Below are 18,896 nucleotides of genomic sequence, written 5' to 3' on the forward strand. Positions count from 1 at the left end.
AAAACGGACCGGGCTTCGCGCCGGTGAACGCGAAGCCCGGAGGATTCGTCGAAAGACCGGCCCCTACGCCGCGCCGCCCGCGTCGGGCTCGGGCGTAAATGTGCGTGTGGCAAGTTCGCGGTCCATCAGGAAGAGGCCCTCGGGCGAATTGCCGACGAGCCGCAGGCGCTTCACGATGTCGTCAGCGACTTTTTCTTCCTCGACCTGTTCGGTCACGAACCATTGCAGGAATGTGCTGGTGGCGTGGTGCGATTCCGCGAGCGCAAGGTCCATTAGTTTGTAGATGGCCTTCGTAACGTTCTGCTCGTGCCCGAGTGCGTCCTCGAACACAGCAAGCGGCGACTTGTAATCCACCGGCGGCTTCGCAATGGCGTCGAGTTCCACCCGCCCCCCCACGTCGTGGATGTAGGTGTAGAACTTCAGCGAGTGCCCCATCTCTTCGCGGGCCTGAATGCGCATCCAGTTCGCGAACCCGTTCAGGTTCTTGTGCTCGAAGTACGCTGCCATCGCCGCATACAGGTAAGCGGAGAACAATTCCGCGTTCAGGTGTTTGTTCAACGCTTTTTCCAGCTTGCCGCTAATCATTCGTGCACCTCATCGCCGCAATACGGCGTGTGACTGCGATTCGGATCGATTCTACAGGAATGGAAGCAGCTTGCCCTTCGAGAGGAACAACAAGAACTGCTGCAGCGCGGTGTAACCCGGGCCAATGGCCGCGGCGCGCGGCTGCGATATGGTACGGACATGCTTCATGATCAAAACTCTCCTTGGGTTTCTTGCCGGATGCATCACGCTAACACAGCGCAAAGGGGCGATCAAGGCGCGGTCATTGACGCGGCAAGGCGTGGGCGATACACTGCGGCGGGCAAACGGGGAGGCGCGGAAAATGCGGCGAATCGGTATTGGGCTTGCGCTGCTGTGCGGCGCGGGATGCCTCACAACTCAGCACCCTCGCGGCATCGACACCGCACTGCGATCGGGACCGGACACGTTTCTCGTGAAGGCGGCGGTCGGCCCTCAGGACGACGGGACCTACGTGGTCCCAACGACGCAACGCATCGATCCCGCGGGGGAACAGGTGCTGTTTCCAGGCCGCCCCGTTGGGCTTGCAGTCAGCCCGGACGGATCCCTGATCGCCGTGAAGGGCAAGAACGACGTTGTCATCGTCGACGCTGCGAGCAAGTCGGTAAAACAGACGCTGAAGTTGCCGAAAGACGGCAACAGCTTTTGCGGGATTGTATGGTCGCGCGACGGCAATACGGTCTGGAATTCGGCAACGGAACAGTATCTGCGCGGTGCGTCGCGTCAGGCCGAAGGCACGTTTGCGTTCGATGTCGAAATCGATCTGCCCGGTCCGGGCGGCAAAAACTCCAGCCCCGGCGGCTTCGCGATCGATGACGAACGCGGTGTCGCGTACGTGGCGCTGAGCCGCAACAATAGCGTCGGCGTTGTGAATCTCGCGGGCCGCAAACTGGAGCGGGAGATTTCGGTCGGCATCGCGCCGTATACCGTCTTGCTGCATGGCGCCAAGGCCTATGTGTCCAACTGGGGTGGGCGGCGTCCGCGTGACGGCGAAGTGACCGGACCATCCTCGGGGTCGCGCGTGCTCGTCGATCCGAAGACAGGCGTCGCGTCGTCGGGAACGGTATCGGTGATCGATTGCACTGCGGGTGCGGTAGTTCGCGAAATCGACGTCCAATTGCATCCCTGCGAGATGGCGCTGTCGCCGAACGGTGCGCGCCTCTTCGTCGCGAATGCGAACAGCGACACCGTATCCGTCATCGATACGCGGACGGATTCGGTTGTTGATACGATCGGCGTGAAACCTCTGCGCGAACTGCCGTTCGGATGCGCGCCAAACGCGCTCGCGGTGTCGCCGGATGGCGCGACGCTGTACGTGTGCAGCGGCGGCATCAACGCGGTTGCGGTCATCGATCTTGCGGCGAAACGCGTGAAAGGGCTGGTCCCGACCGGTTGGTATCCGGGAGCAATTGCGATGCGCGACGGCGTGCTGTACATCGGCAATACCAAGGGCGTCGGCAGCCGGCAGGAGCAGGCCAATCTCGATTTGAAACGTACGCACATGGGCGCTGGGATGAGCGGGTTCAACTCGCACGACCATCGTGGTTCGCTATCGATCGTGCCCGTCCCTGATGACCAGACCCTAGAGGAGTACACCGAACGCGTCGCGGCGAACATGCGCCTGCCCAAGATTCACAACGAACTGAATCTTGCGCGCGTGAAACCCAGGACGGTAGCCGTTCCAACACGGCCCGGCGAAGTTTCGCCCATCAAGCACGTGCTCTACATCATCAAGGAGAACCGCACCTACGATCAGGTGTTTGGCGACATGCCGCAGGGCAATGGCGATCCGCGGCTGGTAATGTTCAGGCGCGAGGTGACGCCAAACCATCACGCAATCGCGGAGCAGTTCGTGTTGCTGGACAATTTCTACTGCAACGGCGTGCTCAGCGCGGATGGGCACCAGTGGACAAACGAGGGATACGTCACCGACTACATCGAGAAAAGCTTCGGCGACTTCTCGCGCAGCTATCCCTATGACGGCGACGACGCGCTCGCATATTCCGGCGCGGGGTTCATTTGGGACTACGTACTACGCGCGGGGCTCTCGCTTCGCGTGTATGGCGAATTCGTGAAAGCGAAGATCACGCCATCCAACGCAACGTGGACGGACATCTACAACGATTACAGGAACGGTACGCGCAACGTCACCATCGAGGCGACGACGGAGTTGCACACCCTGGAGCCGTACCTGTGCAAGGACTTCGTCGGGTTTCCCGGAAAGGTACAGGACGTGTACCGCGCGTCGCATTTCATTCGCGAATTAAAGGAATTCGAGGCGAAGGGGTCGCTACCGAATTTTATGATCATGCTGTTGCCCAACGATCATACCTCCGGCACGCGCGAGGGCATGCCGACGCCGCGCGCCGCCGTCGCCGACAACGATCTCGCCCTCGGGCGAATTGTCGAGGCCGTCTCGCACAGCAAATTCTGGCCGGAGACGGCGATATTCGTCGTCGAGGACGATCCGCAGGCGGGGCTCGATCACGTGGACGGGCACCGCACCGTTGCGCTGTGCATCAGCCCATATGTCAAGCGCAACGTCGTGAACAGCGCGCACTACAACCAAAGCAGCATGTTGCGTACGATGCAGCTTATTCTCGGGTTGCCGCCGATGACGCAGTTTGATCTCGCGGCGAACCCCATGACGGACTGCTTCATGGATACGCCCGATTTAACGCCGTACACCGCGTTGCCCAACAGTATCCCGCTGGACGAGATGAATCCGAAGGTCGCGACGTTGCGTGGCTCACAGCGGCACTACGCGAGACTGTCGGAGAAATTGCCGCTCGATGACATCGACCTCGCGGACGAGTCGACGTTTAACCGCATCCTCTGGCATGCGACGAAGGGCTACGACACGCCATACCCGAAGTTGGCGCGGCGCGCCCACGTTGGGGCGGAGCATTGGCCCGGGGCGGTAGCCGTTTTGGACGATGACGACTAATCCTGGTCTTGTCGCGAGTCAGCCGAATCAGTCGTGGTTTGCGAAGTAGCGTTGCGTCCCGAGCGAGGCGATGCCGGCATTCATCCGATTCAGTGCGTGCACATACGCGGCCGTGCGCATGTCGATTCGTTTGTCCGTTCGAATCCCGTCGACGGCACGGAACTCGCGCGACATGATCGCGTGCAGTCGTTCGCGCACTTCTTCGAGCGACCAGTAGTATCCACCGCGGTTCTGCACCCATTCGAAGTAGCTCACGGTCACGCCGCCGGCGTTCGCGAGGATGTCCGGTACCACCAGCGTGCCCTTCGAATTGAGGATTGCATCCGCGGCGCTGGTCGTGGGTCCGTTCGCGACTTCGACCACGATTGGGGCGCGGACGGCCACGGCGTTCTGCTGCGTAATCTGGTTCTCCAGCGCCGCCGGGATCAGAATGTCGACGTCGAGTTCGAGCAACTCCGCATTGCCGATCGTCTTCGCGGGGACCTCTTTGCACAACGCGCCGTCGCAGTACACCGCCTTCACCTCGCGCGTTTGTTCCTTGATTCGCACCAGACTGGGGACGTCGAAGCCGTTCTCGCTGTAAATCCCGCCGTGCGAATCGCTGACGGCGACAATACGGTACCCGTCGTTATGCAAGGGGAGCGCGACGTGTTGCGCCGCATTGCCAAAGCCCTGAATCGCGACGCGTACGCTACCGGGCTTCCATTGCCTCAGCGCCTCGATTTCCTTGATGCAATAATACGCGCCGCGGCCCGTCGCCTCGTCGCGGCCCAGGCTGCCGCCGAGCGGAATCGGCTTTCCGGTGATCACCGCGGGCGTGCGCTTGCGGACAATCTTCGAGTATTCGTCCATCATCCAGCCCATGATCATCGCATTGGTGTACACGTCCGGCGCGGGCACGTCCGTTTCCGGGCCGATGAAATCGGCGATCTGTTCGATGAATCCGCGGCTCAATCGTTCGAGTTCGAGGTGCGACAGTTCCTTCGGGTTGACCTGAATGCCGCCCTTCGCGCCGCCGTAAGGCAAACCCACTACCGCGCACTTGCACGTCATCCAGAACGCAAGCGCCTTCACCTCGTCCATGTTCACGCTCGGGTGATAACGAATGCCGCCCTTGGTCGGCCCGCGCGTGTCGTCGTGTTTCACACGGTATCCCTTGAACACGCGTAACGACCCGTCATCCATGCGGACGGGGATGGACACTTCCAGTGTCGCCTTCGGGTGCTTCAGCTTTTCCAGCGATTCCGGATCTATTTCGGCGTGGCGGAACGCCGCGTCCAATCGCGAGATGGCGTCCTCAAAGATACTGGTCTGAATGTCCATGCGACCCCCGGAGTTTCGCGGATATCTTACCCTCTGCCGCGCCGGAATTCCCAAAGCCGGGACAAACCGTGTACTCTGTGAGCGAATCCCCGGAATTTGTTCAGGAGGCCGCTATGCGTTCACTCATACTGCTTTTGGTTTTACCCGTTGCGGCGCTGGCCCAGATTCCCGAATCGCGCACGTACGATATTCCGAGGTTGCGTAACATTGTCATCGACGGCGACGCCAACGATTGGGGAAAGAACGGGTTTCGCGTCAACCTGATGACGGCCGTGGACGGAAGTGCGCTGGCGCCGTCGGATTTTGATCCAACTTTCCGCGTGGGCTGGGACGAACTGGGACTGCTTGTGCTCGCGACCGTCCGTGACGATTCGTTCGTCGAAAGCACCGACGAGAATGCATACCAGCAGAAGGACAGCGTCGAGTTACTGTTGTCACCGTCGCTTGGCGCGGAGGACCTTATCCACTTTGCGATTGCGCCGGGCGTGGCCACCGGCGAGCAGGGGCCGAAGTACAAAGCGTTCGACTGGCGCAAGCGCGAGCCGCGCGACGCCGTAGCGATTGACGTGGCGCGCGCCAAGATAAACGGCGGATACGCGATTGAGGTACGGCTACCGTGGAGCAATTTGGCAATTGCGCCCAAGGCCGGCGTGGAAACCGCCCTACAGGTCCACATCAACGACGCAGACGGAAACGATCCTCCGTTTCGTGCGGCATGGTTTCCGCAGACGCCCGCCGCGGGCCGCACGCTTGCCATGTACCAATTGCGCTTGGCGGGTAAGCCCAGTGCGCCGGTGCGCGCCGTGGCGCGCGCACACTACGACGATTTCGCGCGGGCAATTGTGCGCGTAGTTACCACGAACGATTGGAGCGGCGAGAACGCCGTTGTCCGCGAGAAGCGGCGGTCGCTTGCGGAAGCTCCGCTGAAGGAATCGAACGGACGTCCCCGCGCGGAATTCCGGTTCGATATGCCGCCCGCGGGCGAGACGTTTGGCGAACTGACCGTGCGCGTAGGCCGCTCCTCGGCGGCGGACGTCGCGCTGCCCGATGCGCGCGTCTGGCGCGCACAAAAACTGATGACCTACGCGCCGCGATTCAAACCGCCCGTCTTCTCCGGTGATAGTTTTCCCGCGTGCGACTACGAGAACCCGATTCTCGCGGAGCGCTATCTCGGGCCGTATCGCATTGAGACAACGTTCTACGACGCGCACTACAACAAGGTGACGTCAGCCGGTAAGCCGGGGCGTTACGGCGCGATCATCGACATCGTTCCGAACGAGGGCCGGCCGCTCCGCCGTTACGCGACGTTGTACCGTCAGCCTGCGGGCTTTCCCGTGTTCAGTTGGTGGTATCTGAAGCCGGAAGGGACCGTTGCATTGCCCAAGGAACTCGGAGTAGATCACGGCGCTTTAACCGCGCAACAAACGTCCGTAGGCACGTTCACACAGTGGCTGGTTCAGGATGCGATGACAGAGGACAAAGACGCCGCCGTAGTCCTTGCCGGACTCAGCGAAACGCCGAACGACAGCGGGCCTCGCGGGGTCTACGACGACGTGTTCGCGCTGGATCGACAGTGGTGGGTCGGATTGAAGCGCAAGATTGGCGGGACAGATACGGAGCATCCAAACACGTTCGTGTGCCCGTATCAGAAGGAAGGCGAGCCCGCGGCCACTTTGCGCAACGGCACGCCCGAAGAGGCAAAGGTCAAGCCGGAATCGATTGACAAGATCGACGCCGTATTGACGAGTTGGGTGGAAGAGAGTAGGGAACCGTTTTCCGTTTGCCTGGTGCGCAATGGCGTCGTGTTTTTCGAGCGGGCGTACGGCGAACGCAACGGCCAGCCGATGACGCTGGATACAAAGAGCTGGATGGCGTCAATCTCGAAGTTTCTGTCTGGCGTGTCGATGATGACGCTGGTCGATCAGGGACTGGTTGACCTCGATGCGCCGCTCGACCGGTACCTGCCGCAGTTGCGGGGAATCGGCGTGAAAGCGCCGTTGACCGTGCGCCACTGCTTCGCGCATACGAACGGATTGCAGCTCGGCATCGTCCCGCCGCGAATGTTCAACGATCACTATGGCGACGAGATGAACGATTACGAGGAAGTCGTCGCGGGATACTATCCGTACCTCGAAGTGGGCACGCGCCACGGCTACAACGGGTGCGGCTATGCGATCGCGGGAAAGGTCATCGAACAAATCACGGGCGAGGCGCTGCCACAATTCTTTCTAAAGCACATGTGGGGCCCGCTCGGGTGCGCGAACACGGACGAGTTCGACATGAGCGCGCGCACGATGAGCACGCCGCGCGACATCGCGACGATCGCGCAGATGCTGTTGAACAAGGGCGCGTACGGGAACATGCGGTTCTTCAAACAAGAGACCTTCGAGAAATTCCTGCCGGTGAAGTTGGCGCCGTATGTGACGTTTCCCGCCGAAAACCTCGAGTGGGGCATTGGCGCCGTGTGGACGGGCGAGCCCGGCTTGAGCAAGCAGACCTACGGACACGGCGCCGCGTCCGCTGCGACATTGCGCATTGACCCGGATAACAAGTTAATCATTGTTATGTGCCGGAACACGGCGGGGCCGAAATTCGGCGAGTTTCATCCCCAGTTCATCAGGGCAATTGTGGACGGGTTGGAATGACCGGACGCGATCAACCGGCACAGGACATGGCGATGCGAACCAGGCTACCGGGCTCGCAGTAGCTCCTGCACAATCGTGTTCGTGTTCTCCGGCGTAACGCCGAGTTCCGGACAATATATCCCGGGCTGGAACTTGGATTGTGTGTGGATCATGTAGTGGTTGTCCGTGGAGACCGTGAACCGCACGCCGAGGTCCGCGAGCGGTTTGATGTCCTGAATGAACGCTTCGCGCACGACGGAGTCAAGCTGCATGACACTGGTGGCCTTGGCAATTTCGATGTAGATGGCGCTTCCCTTGAGGATGCGGGCGAGTTCTTCCTGTTCGCCCGGCTGGAAGAAGCGGTATTCCTGCACCGTAATGGTCTTGGGATCGCGGCCACTTGCCTGCGCGGTGCGTTGCAAGTTTTCGATGCGCATCGTAAACGGGTGGAAGAGAATCATGGGGATGGGAAATCGTTTCTGCAGTTCCTTCACTTGGCGCGCGCGCTGGATGAGCGTTTGGCCGTTGGGCGCTTCGCGCCCGTTATTCGGGGATATATGCCAACCAATCACGTCCGCCATGCGCATGGGCGCCTCTTCGATGCCGGTGTCGAGTTCGCCTTCGTAAATCTCCCAGCCTTTGAATAAGTGCAGATCGGGGCGTGCCGCGATGATCGCGTCCAACTCCGCGTTGAATGCGCGGTGCCCTTCTTCGCCCATGGGATACCAGCGCGGGAACTTTTTCTCCGCGAGCCACGCATCGTACTCCTCCGGCGTTTTGCGGTATAGCTCGAGGTGATCGAGCATGACGATGACCTTGCGCCCGTCGCGCGCGGCGATGTCAATCCATTGGTCGAGCGCGGCGGGCCGCTCGAGTCCGCAGTGAAGATGCATGTCCATTTCGTGGAGAGCGAATGATGGGGGAGTCTGTGCGGTGATGTGCGCGCAGGACGCACAGAGAAGCGCAACGAAAAGGATTTCAGTTTTGCGGGACTTCATTTTGCATTTCGGACTGTGGATTCTGAATAGAATCTACCGGAGCGGGTTGGGCGACTGACGTAATGCTGATAGCAAGTAGAAGTTGACCCCCGAAATACAGGGGAAGTCCCACAAGGGAATTAATGAAACCGGGCGACACGAAGGCCGCGCGGGCGACAAAGATGTCGGAGAGATAGAACAGAACGGCCCCCGCGAGCACCCAACGTCCGCCGCGCTGCGCGAGGCAGCCCGCGGCAAGGGCCACCATGATCGAGATGACGCACGTGTACGCGATGACCGGCGCCTTCATGCCGGGGTCTTTCACCCCCGGCAAAATCCACTGTGAGAGAAAGTAACCGGGCACGAGCAGCACAACGGCGGCGATGGCCGCCACGGGGATGTTCGCCTTGCGCATCGCGAACGAAACGCTATAGCACACGTGCCCAATGAAAAAGCTGATGAGCCCCGCGAGGAAGTACTGCGAATCGATGAGAAACACATCGCCAAACCACGAGAAGACAAGCCCCACGAACAAAGCGGCGCCGGCGCGCGAGCGAAACGCGCCTGCGGCGATTGCGGTGGCGAGAAAGCCGGTGGATGCGGTCATCTTCAGAACGCCCGCGAGATAAGGCACGTCGATGTCCGCCGCGCGCACGATGAGATGGAAAGTTGTCGCAAGAATCGTCGTTACAATGCCAACTACAAACATGGCTTACCGATGCGCCTCCAACCACGTTACGACCTGAGTGAACCAGCGGTCCTTGTCGGAATCGTTGTACAGTTCGTGGTACGCCCGATCGAAGATACACAGCGTTTTATCCGCGGACTTTACCGCGGCATGCAGATCGCGGCTGCCCCGGCAATCGGTGAGGCGATCTTTGGTGCCGTGCATGATGAGCACGGGCAAATCGATCTCGGTCGCGCGGGCGCGGAGTTCGGCTATGCCCTTCGAGATTTCCGCGCCACTGCGGGCGTGCACCGCGCCGCCGTAACGCAATGGATCGTCGCGCAACGCCTGCACGGCCTTCGGATCGCGCGAGCAGGCATTGACATCGACTTTCTGAACGGGCAGCCACGGCGTGAGCGCGCTGAGCACGGACGCCAGACTTTGAAGCGCCTTGGGGACATTATCGGGGATCTTTAGCAGGCCGCTGCTGAAGACGAGCCCGCGCGCGGGCGGCTTGTGGCGAATCGCGTACAGGCCGAGCGCGAGACAGCCGAGGCTGTGTCCCAGCAGAATGAGCGGCGCGCCCGCGGTTTGCGATGCGATGTGCGCGAGAAACGCGCGCGTGTCGTTAACCCAATTATCGAACGACACGATGTACCCGCGTTTGCCGGGAGACCGGCCGTGGCCGCGCTGGTCGAACGCGAAGACGCCAAAACTGTGTTTGTTAAGGTGTTGCGCGACTTCCTCGAACGACCCGCTGTGATGGCCGAAACCGTGTACGATGACAACGTTCGATTTCGGCGGCTGCGCCGACGCCCAGTGCCTGCCATCCAGTTCGACGCCATCCGCTGCGCGGAACGTAAATTCGTTCATGCAATCGACTCCTTCGGCACAGACTTCTCCGGGCGCGTGAACCACCACGCCCACGCAATTAAGGGGAACTGAAGTACCAGGCGGAGCCACAGTCCCCACAGCGGAACACCGGCGTACCGGTCCGCCTGCAAAATCATGTGAATATGCACCGTAAAGAAAACGACGAGCATCGCGACAATGCCCCATGCGCCCAGCCGAACAGTCGGTCCGTACAACAACATGGCGCCCGCAACAATTTCCGTTATCCCGCTCAGCAGGACCAGTTCATAATGCATCGGGAGATAATCGGGCATGATATTTGTGTAAAAAGCCGGACTTATGAAGTGGTTCACGCCGGCAAGTACAAACAGCACTCCCAGCAGATACCGCATCACCCGTTTGACGATGGACATGGGTGTCGACCCTTACGACCCTGAGTACTCCGGGAAGACTGTACTACGAGGAACTTGCCGGTCGCGAATCGGCCGCGTTTCCGATGGGTCACTTCGTGGCAGTTAATCCAATCAGTGCGGCCAAGTCGAGTGCCGCGGGATTTGGCTGATAGTCGAGGTAAAACGCCAGCAACGATTCTTTGGCTTCGGGGTTGGTCAGCGCCGGGATGATCCAACCGTCAGGGCTCGAAACGTAGCTCGGCGCAAAGTTGGTGTCGCCAGTGACGGAGCCGAGAAGCACTCCCATCGTTTCGGGCGTTGCGCTGAGCCGGGCGATGCCGTTGCGCACGGTAACGCCGAGCATCTTTACGTCGTCCTGCGTAAACACTTCGTTGTCCTGTGCGAGCATGAGCGGAAACGAGATGGTTAGTTGCGCATGCGAGCTATCTTCGCCTTTGATTTCCTTTGGATCGACGGGATTCTCCGGCAGTCCTTCGGGCAGCCAATAGGGCCAGTAATACGCGCCGTCGGGTCCGATGGCCAGCCGGCGCTTGATATAGCGGCCCATGCGCAATGCGCGATCTTTGTACTGTTCGTCGCCGGTCAGTTTCCACGCGGTCCAGATTGCGCGGCCGAGCGCGCTGAGCCGGTTGCCCGGCTTGACCTTGCCGTCCAGGTTGTCCTCCTGGTTCATCATGATGTAATGGCCCTCGTCGTCCGCGGGGCCGTTGCGCCATTGGCGGTCGTGCCATGCGAGGGCCTCGAGCGCCTCCTTCTTGATGGTGGCGTAGCGATCGGAATCGGACGCGAGCACTTCGGGTCTTTCTTTCACCAGCACGAGGAAATCGAGCATCGGATACACGAGCATGCCGGTATGTACGCCGAAGACGGCCCGGCCGCGCTTGGCATACTTGTCGCTGCTCCACGCGGTCGCAATTTCGCCGGTGAACAGTTGGACGTTTTGTTTGTCGTCGCGGACGGAGAGGACGGTCTCGGCACAGCGCAGGTTGGCGTCAAGATATTTCGGGTCGTGCGTGTTTCGGTACATCTGATTGTACCCGATCATCCAGTAGGCGATGCCCCAGGCGAGGTTGCCCTGATTGTTCCCTTTGGATTTGATGATCTCGATCGATTCGTCGAGTTTCGCGCCAAGAAAGCGATCGTCGAATCTCGCGGCAGTGGCGTATTCGGCGAGCGTGGGCGCTGGCTCGACTTTTGGGTAGTGCTCGCGGAATTTCTTGATGTATTGCGCGTCCTCGGGGGAGGGCGCGGGAGGTTGCGCTGGGGCGGACAAAACGGCGAGCGCAAACACGATGGCGAAGGGTGAAAGTCCGAAAGGACGCGTTGGATGGATGGAACGAATTACTATCTTTCGATGCATGGGCAGTCTATACCTTTGCGATTGCGCGGATTTCGTCCGGGCCGAGCGGCCTGGCGTAGATGCGAACGTCCTTCATCGCGCCATTGAAGTAATCGTGCATGCCGAAGCCGATGGTCATGGGCTTATCGTTTGTAATGTCGAAGAGACGATGGTCGAATTCGTCGGACTGCGCGGACAGCGCGCCGTCGACGAAGATGTTGATTTGGCCGCCTTCCTTGGTGACGGCGAGGTGGTGCCAGCCCGGAGACAACGACTTGTCGAGCGTCGCACATTTGCCGGCTTCAATGCTGAACACGCGGCCGGATGGCAATGTGCCGCAAAAGAGTTGTCCGCGGAAAATCGCCATAGTCCACGCGCGGCGATAGACAACGTCCGGTGTCTTGTCGAGCTGGCCGGTGTTGTACCAATTGCCGTCGCCGTCGTAGCGGTAGACCTGCGCAAGCGGGAGGGTGCCGCCGTAGAGCTTGCCGTTGTACACGGCCATGCCCATCACCTCTTTTTCCTGACCCAGTTGGCCGGCGTTTTCCCAGCCCATCTGTCCGTCCCAGCGATAGACCGCGCCGCTCGGCCACGCGCCAATATACAGTTCCCCCCGGTACGGCATGAACGAGTACGTCTGCGTGATTTCCGCGGCCTTGCCCATGTCGTCCCACTGCTGTCCGCCGGCATAGCGATAGATGTTGTACTCGCCGTCGTAACTGCCACCCCAGATGTGACCGCGCCACACGCCCATGGGCACGATGCGCCCGCCGGGGTTCGTGCCCGGATGTCCGCACGGTGTCCATTTGTTGTCGCCGTCGTAGCGGTACACGCCCGGTGGCGCATAGAGCGACGAGGCATAGAGCTTGTCGCGGTAGACTGTGAGACTGTGGATGGCCTCGTGGCCTTCGAGCGCACCGACTTCCGTCCACATTTGATCGCCTTCGTATCGGAAGATGCGCCCGCCCGGCGTCTCGTTTTCGGATTCGGCCAGGGACGATCCGCGCGATCGGTAATGCGATGCGGCGGCATAGAGTTTGCCGTCGAACTCCGCCAGCGCGAGGATCGCGTTCGAGGCGTAGGGCGCTCCGCAATCCTCCCAATTCCTTTCGCCGGCATACCGCCAGACGCGCCCCTTTTCATCCTTACCGCTCTCGAAGGTGCCCGCGTAAAGCGCGTCGTTATACACGCACAAACAGAAAATACAGACCGCGTTTCCCGGCCGGCCGCGGTCGGTCCACTCGGCGTCAAGCGCCCCGTTGTCGATTCCAAAGAAAACGTTGCGGCAGTTCGGAGTGGACGACGTGACGCCGGAGTAATTCAGCAGCCCAAAATTGAACCCCTTTCGCGCGGCGGGATCGAACTTGCAGAGAATGTCGCCGAGGACGGTATCAAGGATTTGATCGGAGTGCACGGACGCGCAAATCGTAAAGTCGCTTGTACCGAGGTGCAATACTTCATGGTCCGGCACTTCGATGTGCGCGCCGCGCCCATCAAACCATGCCGCGCCTTCACGAAACACCACGCCGCGCGCGTCGCCGCGCAGCCCCGTCCGGGAAATGTCGTTGGCGTCGTTCGCGAGAGGGAAGTGCGCAACAAGGTTCTCGTTCGCGGGCATGGATTACCTCTAGCTTTACGTTGTTTGGGACGGCCGGGAGAGAGTAACACGGGACGTGCCCGTGGAAAAATGCGATGGCCGGGAGCACGTGTCGAGCCTGAGCTAAAAAACTTATCTGTTGACAAATTCTGCGCCCCGCTCGTAAACTTGAGCCGGGACAGGCTGGCTGTACGCATATCAATGCCGAGCGCGCAGGGGCTGCGCTACCGAATCCTTTGCGAGAGGGACACTTAGGGCAACTGGAGTTTGTGCTGATTGGCGGGCTGGGGACGCGCGATCAGATTCGGAAAGGGTGTCATGCTGCGTACAGATGTTCGCGCGACCGTTCTATTTGTGTTGGTGGCGATGGCCGCGGCCGGCGGCCAACTCCAGTTCACGAATACTCCCCTCGATACAGCGGCTCTCCCCCGCATCACAGAGGCCCAAGTCGGTCAGAAAGCGCAAGACGCCCAGCCAATAACGCTGGTTGTCCAGTTCTCGCGGCCAATACAGCCGGACGACATTCGTGCGCTCGAGGGCGCCGGTGCTACCGTTCACAACTATATCCCGGACTATGCGTACCTGGTGACCGCCCCCGCCTCGGCGGCGGTGGAACTTGGAAAGGTCCCCGGGGTGACCTGGGCAGGTCTCCTTCCGGACTACGCCAAACTGAGCCGAAGCGTCGCCAACGAGCTATCGGCGACAGCCACGGCGAAGGCGGCTGTGGCCACACGCAAATTTATCATTCTAAGTGCCGATCCGTGGGCTGCCAAGGAATTGGCCGGGCAGGGGCACCGAATTAAGAGTCTTCGCAAGACGCCGATGGGGTGGTGCGAAACGCGGATTGACGCTTCACTTGCGAAGGCAGTCGACATATCCACGATCAATTCCGTGTTCCGCATCGAGACCGAGCCGGAGAATGAACTCCACGGGGAACGTGGCGCGCAAACTGCCGCGGGCAATCTCAATGCGGGTGGCACGGCGCCGACCGGTCCGGGGTACACAACGTGGTTGGCGTCGAAAGGCCTTAGCGGTGGCAATGATATCGTCGTGCAGGTGCAGGACGACGGGCTCGACCGCGGCATCGCAACGAACGCGGCGGGCACGGCACACGCCGACATCCTCGGCCGGATCGCGGGAATCTTCAACGCGACATCGGACCTCGCGGGTGACAGCCAGGACGGTCACGGTCAGATCAACGCCGGCATCATTATGGGCAACGCGACGTTGGGGACGACCGATGCCGCGGGCTTCAAGTTGGGCCAGGGCGTGGCGCCGCAGGCCCGCGTGTACGCGACGAAGGTGTTCCGAAACAATTTCGGCCCATTCGATATCGGGAACAACACCTACGCGGACCTCTCGCGCCTCGCGCAAAACGCGGGCGCGCGGTTCTCGAGCAACTCGTGGGGCGCGTCCGTTGACGGCGACTACAATTCAGATTCGGCGGCGTTCGACGCGCTGACGCGGGACTGCGACCTCGTCGAATCGGGCAATCAGCCGATGGTGTACTTCTTCTCGGCGGGCAACGACGGGCCGAGCGACGGAACGATCGGTTCGCCGGGCACCGCGAAGAACGTCATTACCGTTGGCGCGGGCGAAAACAGCGATGCCGACGGGACCGACGGATGCCTTGTGACGCCGTCGTCATCGAACAGCAACCGCGACATCGTGGACTTTTCCAGCCGCGGCCCGACGGACGACGGCCGTTTCGGCATCACGCTCATCGCCGTGGGCACGCATGTCCAAGGGCCCGCTTCGACCAGCCCGGAATACAACGGATTAGGCGTGTGCGATCAGTTCTGGCCCGCGGGTCAGACCAGTTACGCGCGATCCTCCGGGACGAGTCATTCCTGTCCGATCGCGTGCGGCGCGGGAATGATTGTCCAGGAGCTGTTCAACGAACAACTCGCGTCAAAGGACATTCCCGCCAACCCAAGCCCGGCCCTGATCCGCGCCGTGCTCACGAACACAGCGACCAGTCTCCAAGGCGGCAACGACGGCAACGGCGGCACGATTGGGCATGTGCCAAACCAGCGGCAAGGCTGGGGCTCCATCAACCTCGGCAATCTCATCGCATTCAAGGATTCGCTTTTCGTCGTGGACCAGGAAGAACGATTCACTGCGTCCGGCCAAACCTACGAGACGTTGCTGACGCGCGTCGATCCGGCGAAGCCCATCAAGATTACGTTGACCTGGACGGACGCCCCGGGCGTTCCGGGCACGGTCGCTCTGGTGAATAACCTCAACCTCGAGGTCGAGGACAATGGCACGCTGTATCGCGGCAATGTGTTCTCGAACGGCTTTTCTACGACCGGCGGCGCCGCGGACAATCGAAACACAATCGAAGCCGTGTACCTGAACAATCCAAGCGATGGGCCGTTGACTGTGCGCGTGCGCGCGTTCAACATCGCCGGTGACGGCGTACCGAACGTGGGCGGATCGCTCGATCAGGATTTCGCGCTGTTCGCTACGAATGCTACGAACCAGACGTTCGCGGGATTGATCTCGATTTCACCGGCGCTGGTATCGTGCGACGACACCGTGACCGTGACCGTAAGTGACGCCGACTTGCGCGGTAGCGGCAACATCGCAGTGGACGTTTCGACCTCGAACGGCGACTCCGAATCGCTGACGCTGCAGGAGACCGCGGTGGATAGCGGCGTGTTTACCGGCACGATGAACACGAGCACCGGCGCGCCCGTAGCGAACGGCACCCTGGAGGTGACGAACGGCGCTACAATTACTGCGACGTACGAAGACGCCGATGACGGAACCGGGCAGCCCGCCCAGGTGCAGGATACGTCGTCCGTTGACTGCGCCGCGCCGGCGATATCGAACGTGCAGGTCTCGGGCATATTCAGCAACCAGGCGATGGTGACGTTCGAGACGAACGAACCGGCGAATTCGGCCATCCGCTACGGTACGTCGTGCGGCGCGCTCAGCCAGTCGGCGCAGAGCGCGGGCGAATCCACGCAACACGAGTTCACGCTGACGGGCCTTACGCCCGCGACCCAGTATTTCTTCGCCGTCGACGCGACGGACAGTTCCGGCAATACCGCGACGGCAAACGGCGGGAGTTGCTTCACGTTCACAACGACCGACGTGCCGGACTTCTTCACGGAGCTGTTTTCCGATACCGCGAACGACGTAGACCGGCAGACATTGACCTTCACGCCCGACACGTCCACGAGCGGCTACAGCGTGTGCCGCGCGCCCGCAACACTGTTCCCGACGAATCCAAGCACGGGCACAATCCTGAATGTCGGAGACGACGACTTCGCGCAGATTACGCTGACCGGAGGCAAGACCGTAATCCTATATGGCGTGACGTACTCGTCGTTTTTCGTGAGCAGCAACGGCAACATTTCGTTTGACGAAGGGTCCACCGATTTCACGGAATCGTTCGCCTTGCACTTCGCGCAGCCCCGAATCTCGCCGCTCCTGAACGATTTTGTCCCGGACCAGTCGCACCCGGTACGGTTCCAACAACTCACCGACCGCGCCGTCGTAACATGGGTCGGCGTGCCCGAGTTCGAGATCGGCGGCTCGAACAGTTTCCAGGTCGAGCTGTTCTTCGACGGCGTCATCAAAATCACGCATCTCGATTGTTCGACAAACAACGGCCTCATCGGCCTGTCCGAGGGGCTCGGCACCCCGCCGGACCTCGTCGAGAGCGACATGTCCGCGTATGCGTTGTGCGACCAGGACTTCACGATCTCCGGAACAATCACCGAAATTGGCGCGGGCGCCGTTGCCGGAGTGACCATGAATGGCCTTCCAGGGCCGCCGGTAACCGACGCAAACGGGTTCTATACGGCCACGATCAGCGGCGGCTTCACGGGGACAGTCACGCCGCAATTGAGCGGGTACTCGTTCAGCCCTACATCGCGCTCGTACAACAACGTGAGTTCGGACCAGATCAATCAGAACTACACTTCGTCGCGCGGGCGGCTGAGCGTGACGCCGCTTTCGCATAACGTCGGCTCCGGGTCGGGCGAAGTGGAGTTTACGGTTTCCAACATCGCTTCGGGCACGTTCAACTGGAACGCGCTCGAATTCATGGGAACGAATTGGATAGAGATTGTCTCCGGAACGACCGGTACAAACAGCGGCACGATACGCGTCGCGTTCGACGCAAACTCAACGTCGTCGCAACGGACTGCAACCGTCCGCGTGTCGGCGCTGGCGGCGTTCGGAAGTCCCATCGACGTATCGATCGTTCAAGCGGCCGCGTCGGGCCTTGCGGTGACGCCGCAATCGCGCAACGTGGGCAACGGCGCCGGCACAACGTCGTTCAATGTGTCCAATCCCGGCGGCGGGGTCACGACATGGAGCGCGCAGGTATTCGACGGCGACTGGCTCGATATCACCTCGGGCGATAGTGGCGTGAACACGGGAACCATCAATCTACAGTTTGAGAAGAACAACGGCGCGTTGCGCACGGGCACGATTCGCATCACGAGCGATGCCGTGGCGAACCCGCAAGTGGACGTGACGGTGACGCAGGCCGCGGCGCCGGACCTCGTCGTGACGCCCGATCACCGCGATGTTGGCGCGGGCGTCGGAATGACCACCTTTGATGTAGCGGTGACCGGCGGCAGTGGTGTCGCGTGGAACGCGGAAGTAATATCCGGCTCTTGGCTCGGCATCACGTCCGAAACCGGAGGCACGGATGCCGGGCAGATCGAAGTGTCGTTCGGATCGAACTCAACCGCGCAGACGCGGTCCGCAACCATTCGGTTCACGGCCGCCGAAGCGAAGAATTCGCCTGTGGACGTGACGGTCGTTCAGAACGCGTTTGCGAAGTTGTCGATGGTCGCGCCAAACGGCGGCGAAGTCATTCAAAAAGGTTCCAAGACGAAGATCAAGTGGCAATCGCAAGGCGACGTTCCCGGCACGATTCGCCTCGAGCTATTCAAGAACGGGGTTTTCGATCGCACAATCAAGCAGGGTCTCGTCAATGACGGCCAACAGAACTGGCGCGTACGAAAAGTGAAGGCTGGCCCCGGGTATCAGGTTCGCGTCGTGTCGGAGAGCAATGGCTCCCTCTCGGACCTTAGCGACAGCTCCTTCGAGATCGTCAAGTAACGAAGTCGCTCGGACTACGGCGATTCGGGATAGTAAGCGCGTGCATCTTCGTGCTCGTGCTGTTCCGAAAACGGACCTTTTCGTCATGCCGCTCGTGTTGGTTTGAGATTTGAGACTTCAAATCTGAAATTGCGTTTTCACCGTTTCTGGGCGCCCCGATAGGGGTATGACAACTACTCCGAAAATGCACCATTCGTCCCGCGCGCCAAAGGCGCAACGTAACCCTAGCCAGGGGCATCGCCCCTGGAAAATGTCCACGCCCTTATCACCGCGCGCTGAAAGCGCACTGCTCAAGTTTTCATAATCTGTTCCGAAAATGGACCTTTTCGTTATCCCGCTCGTGTTGGTTAGAGATTTGAGATTTCAAATCTGAAATTGCATTTTCACGGTTTCTGGGCGCCCCGATAGGGGTATGACAACTACTCCGAAAATGCACCATTCGTCCCGCGCGCCAAAGGCGCAACGCAACCCTAGCCAGGGGCATCGC

11 protein-coding genes are annotated in these 18,896 nt (G+C 60.7%); 3 read left to right on the forward strand and 8 right to left on the reverse strand.

Annotated features, from left to right (window positions below):
• Positions 1-63: 63 nt before the first annotated feature.
• The gene (locus tag HUU46_21310) at positions 64-585 is read right to left on the reverse strand and encodes a ferritin (protein NUM56187.1); all 522 of its coding nucleotides are present in this window, start codon (positions 583-585) and stop codon (positions 64-66) included.
• Positions 586-751: 166 nt separating this feature from the next.
• On the opposite strand from HUU46_21310, the gene HUU46_21315 reads away from it, so the two are divergent.
• Positions 752-3,529: a hypothetical protein gene (locus HUU46_21315; GenBank protein NUM56188.1), complete on the forward strand. Its 2,778-nt coding sequence runs from the start codon at positions 752-754 to the stop codon at positions 3,527-3,529.
• A gap of 27 nt (positions 3,530-3,556) precedes the next feature.
• Here HUU46_21315 and HUU46_21320 read toward each other — a convergent pair whose 3' ends face one another.
• On the reverse strand, positions 3,557-4,852 hold the full coding sequence (locus HUU46_21320) for a Glu/Leu/Phe/Val dehydrogenase (protein ID NUM56189.1): 1,296 nt from the start codon (positions 4,850-4,852) through the stop codon (positions 3,557-3,559).
• A gap of 113 nt (positions 4,853-4,965) precedes the next feature.
• On the opposite strand from HUU46_21320, the gene HUU46_21325 reads away from it, so the two are divergent.
• Positions 4,966-7,497: a serine hydrolase gene (locus tag HUU46_21325; protein ID NUM56190.1), complete on the forward strand. Its 2,532-nt coding sequence runs from the start codon at positions 4,966-4,968 to the stop codon at positions 7,495-7,497.
• A gap of 44 nt (positions 7,498-7,541) precedes the next feature.
• Here the strand turns inward: HUU46_21325 and HUU46_21330 are convergent, their stop codons facing one another.
• From HUU46_21330 to HUU46_21355, 6 genes are all read right to left on the reverse strand, one after another.
• A complete protein-coding gene (locus tag HUU46_21330; protein NUM56191.1) occupies positions 7,542-8,369 on the reverse strand; it encodes a hypothetical protein in 828 nt (275 codons plus the stop codon).
• An 85-nt stretch (positions 8,370-8,454) separates the two neighbouring features.
• Entirely contained in the window at positions 8,455-9,162 is a 708-nt protein-coding gene (locus HUU46_21335; GenBank protein ID NUM56192.1) for a lysoplasmalogenase, read from the reverse strand.
• A gap of 3 nt (positions 9,163-9,165) precedes the next feature.
• Complete coding sequence (locus HUU46_21340; GenBank protein NUM56193.1) at positions 9,166-9,993, reverse strand: lysophospholipase; 828 nt, start codon at positions 9,991-9,993, stop codon at positions 9,166-9,168.
• Positions 9,990-10,385 carry a DoxX family membrane protein gene (locus tag HUU46_21345; protein NUM56194.1) on the reverse strand — a complete coding sequence of 132 codons (396 nt, stop codon included), beginning with the start codon at positions 10,383-10,385 and terminating at the stop codon, positions 9,990-9,992. Before HUU46_21345 ends, HUU46_21340 begins: the two co-directional genes overlap by 4 nt.
• Before the next feature lie 88 nt (positions 10,386-10,473).
• Complete coding sequence (locus HUU46_21350) at positions 10,474-11,745, reverse strand: hypothetical protein (protein ID NUM56195.1); 1,272 nt, start codon at positions 11,743-11,745, stop codon at positions 10,474-10,476.
• Between the two features lie 7 nt (positions 11,746-11,752).
• Complete coding sequence (locus HUU46_21355) at positions 11,753-13,342, reverse strand: LamG domain-containing protein (GenBank protein ID NUM56196.1); 1,590 nt, start codon at positions 13,340-13,342, stop codon at positions 11,753-11,755.
• Positions 13,343-13,639: 297 nt separating this feature from the next.
• Between HUU46_21355 and HUU46_21360 the strand changes: the two genes are divergently transcribed.
• Positions 13,640-18,409 (forward strand): S8 family serine peptidase, encoded by a 4,770-nt coding sequence (locus tag HUU46_21360; protein ID NUM56197.1) that lies wholly within the window; start codon positions 13,640-13,642, stop codon positions 18,407-18,409.
• Positions 18,410-18,896: the final 487 nt, after the last annotated feature.

This window comes from Candidatus Hydrogenedentota bacterium, from assembly GCA_013359265.1.
GTDB lineage: Bacteria > Hydrogenedentota > Hydrogenedentia > Hydrogenedentales > SLHB01 > JABWCD01.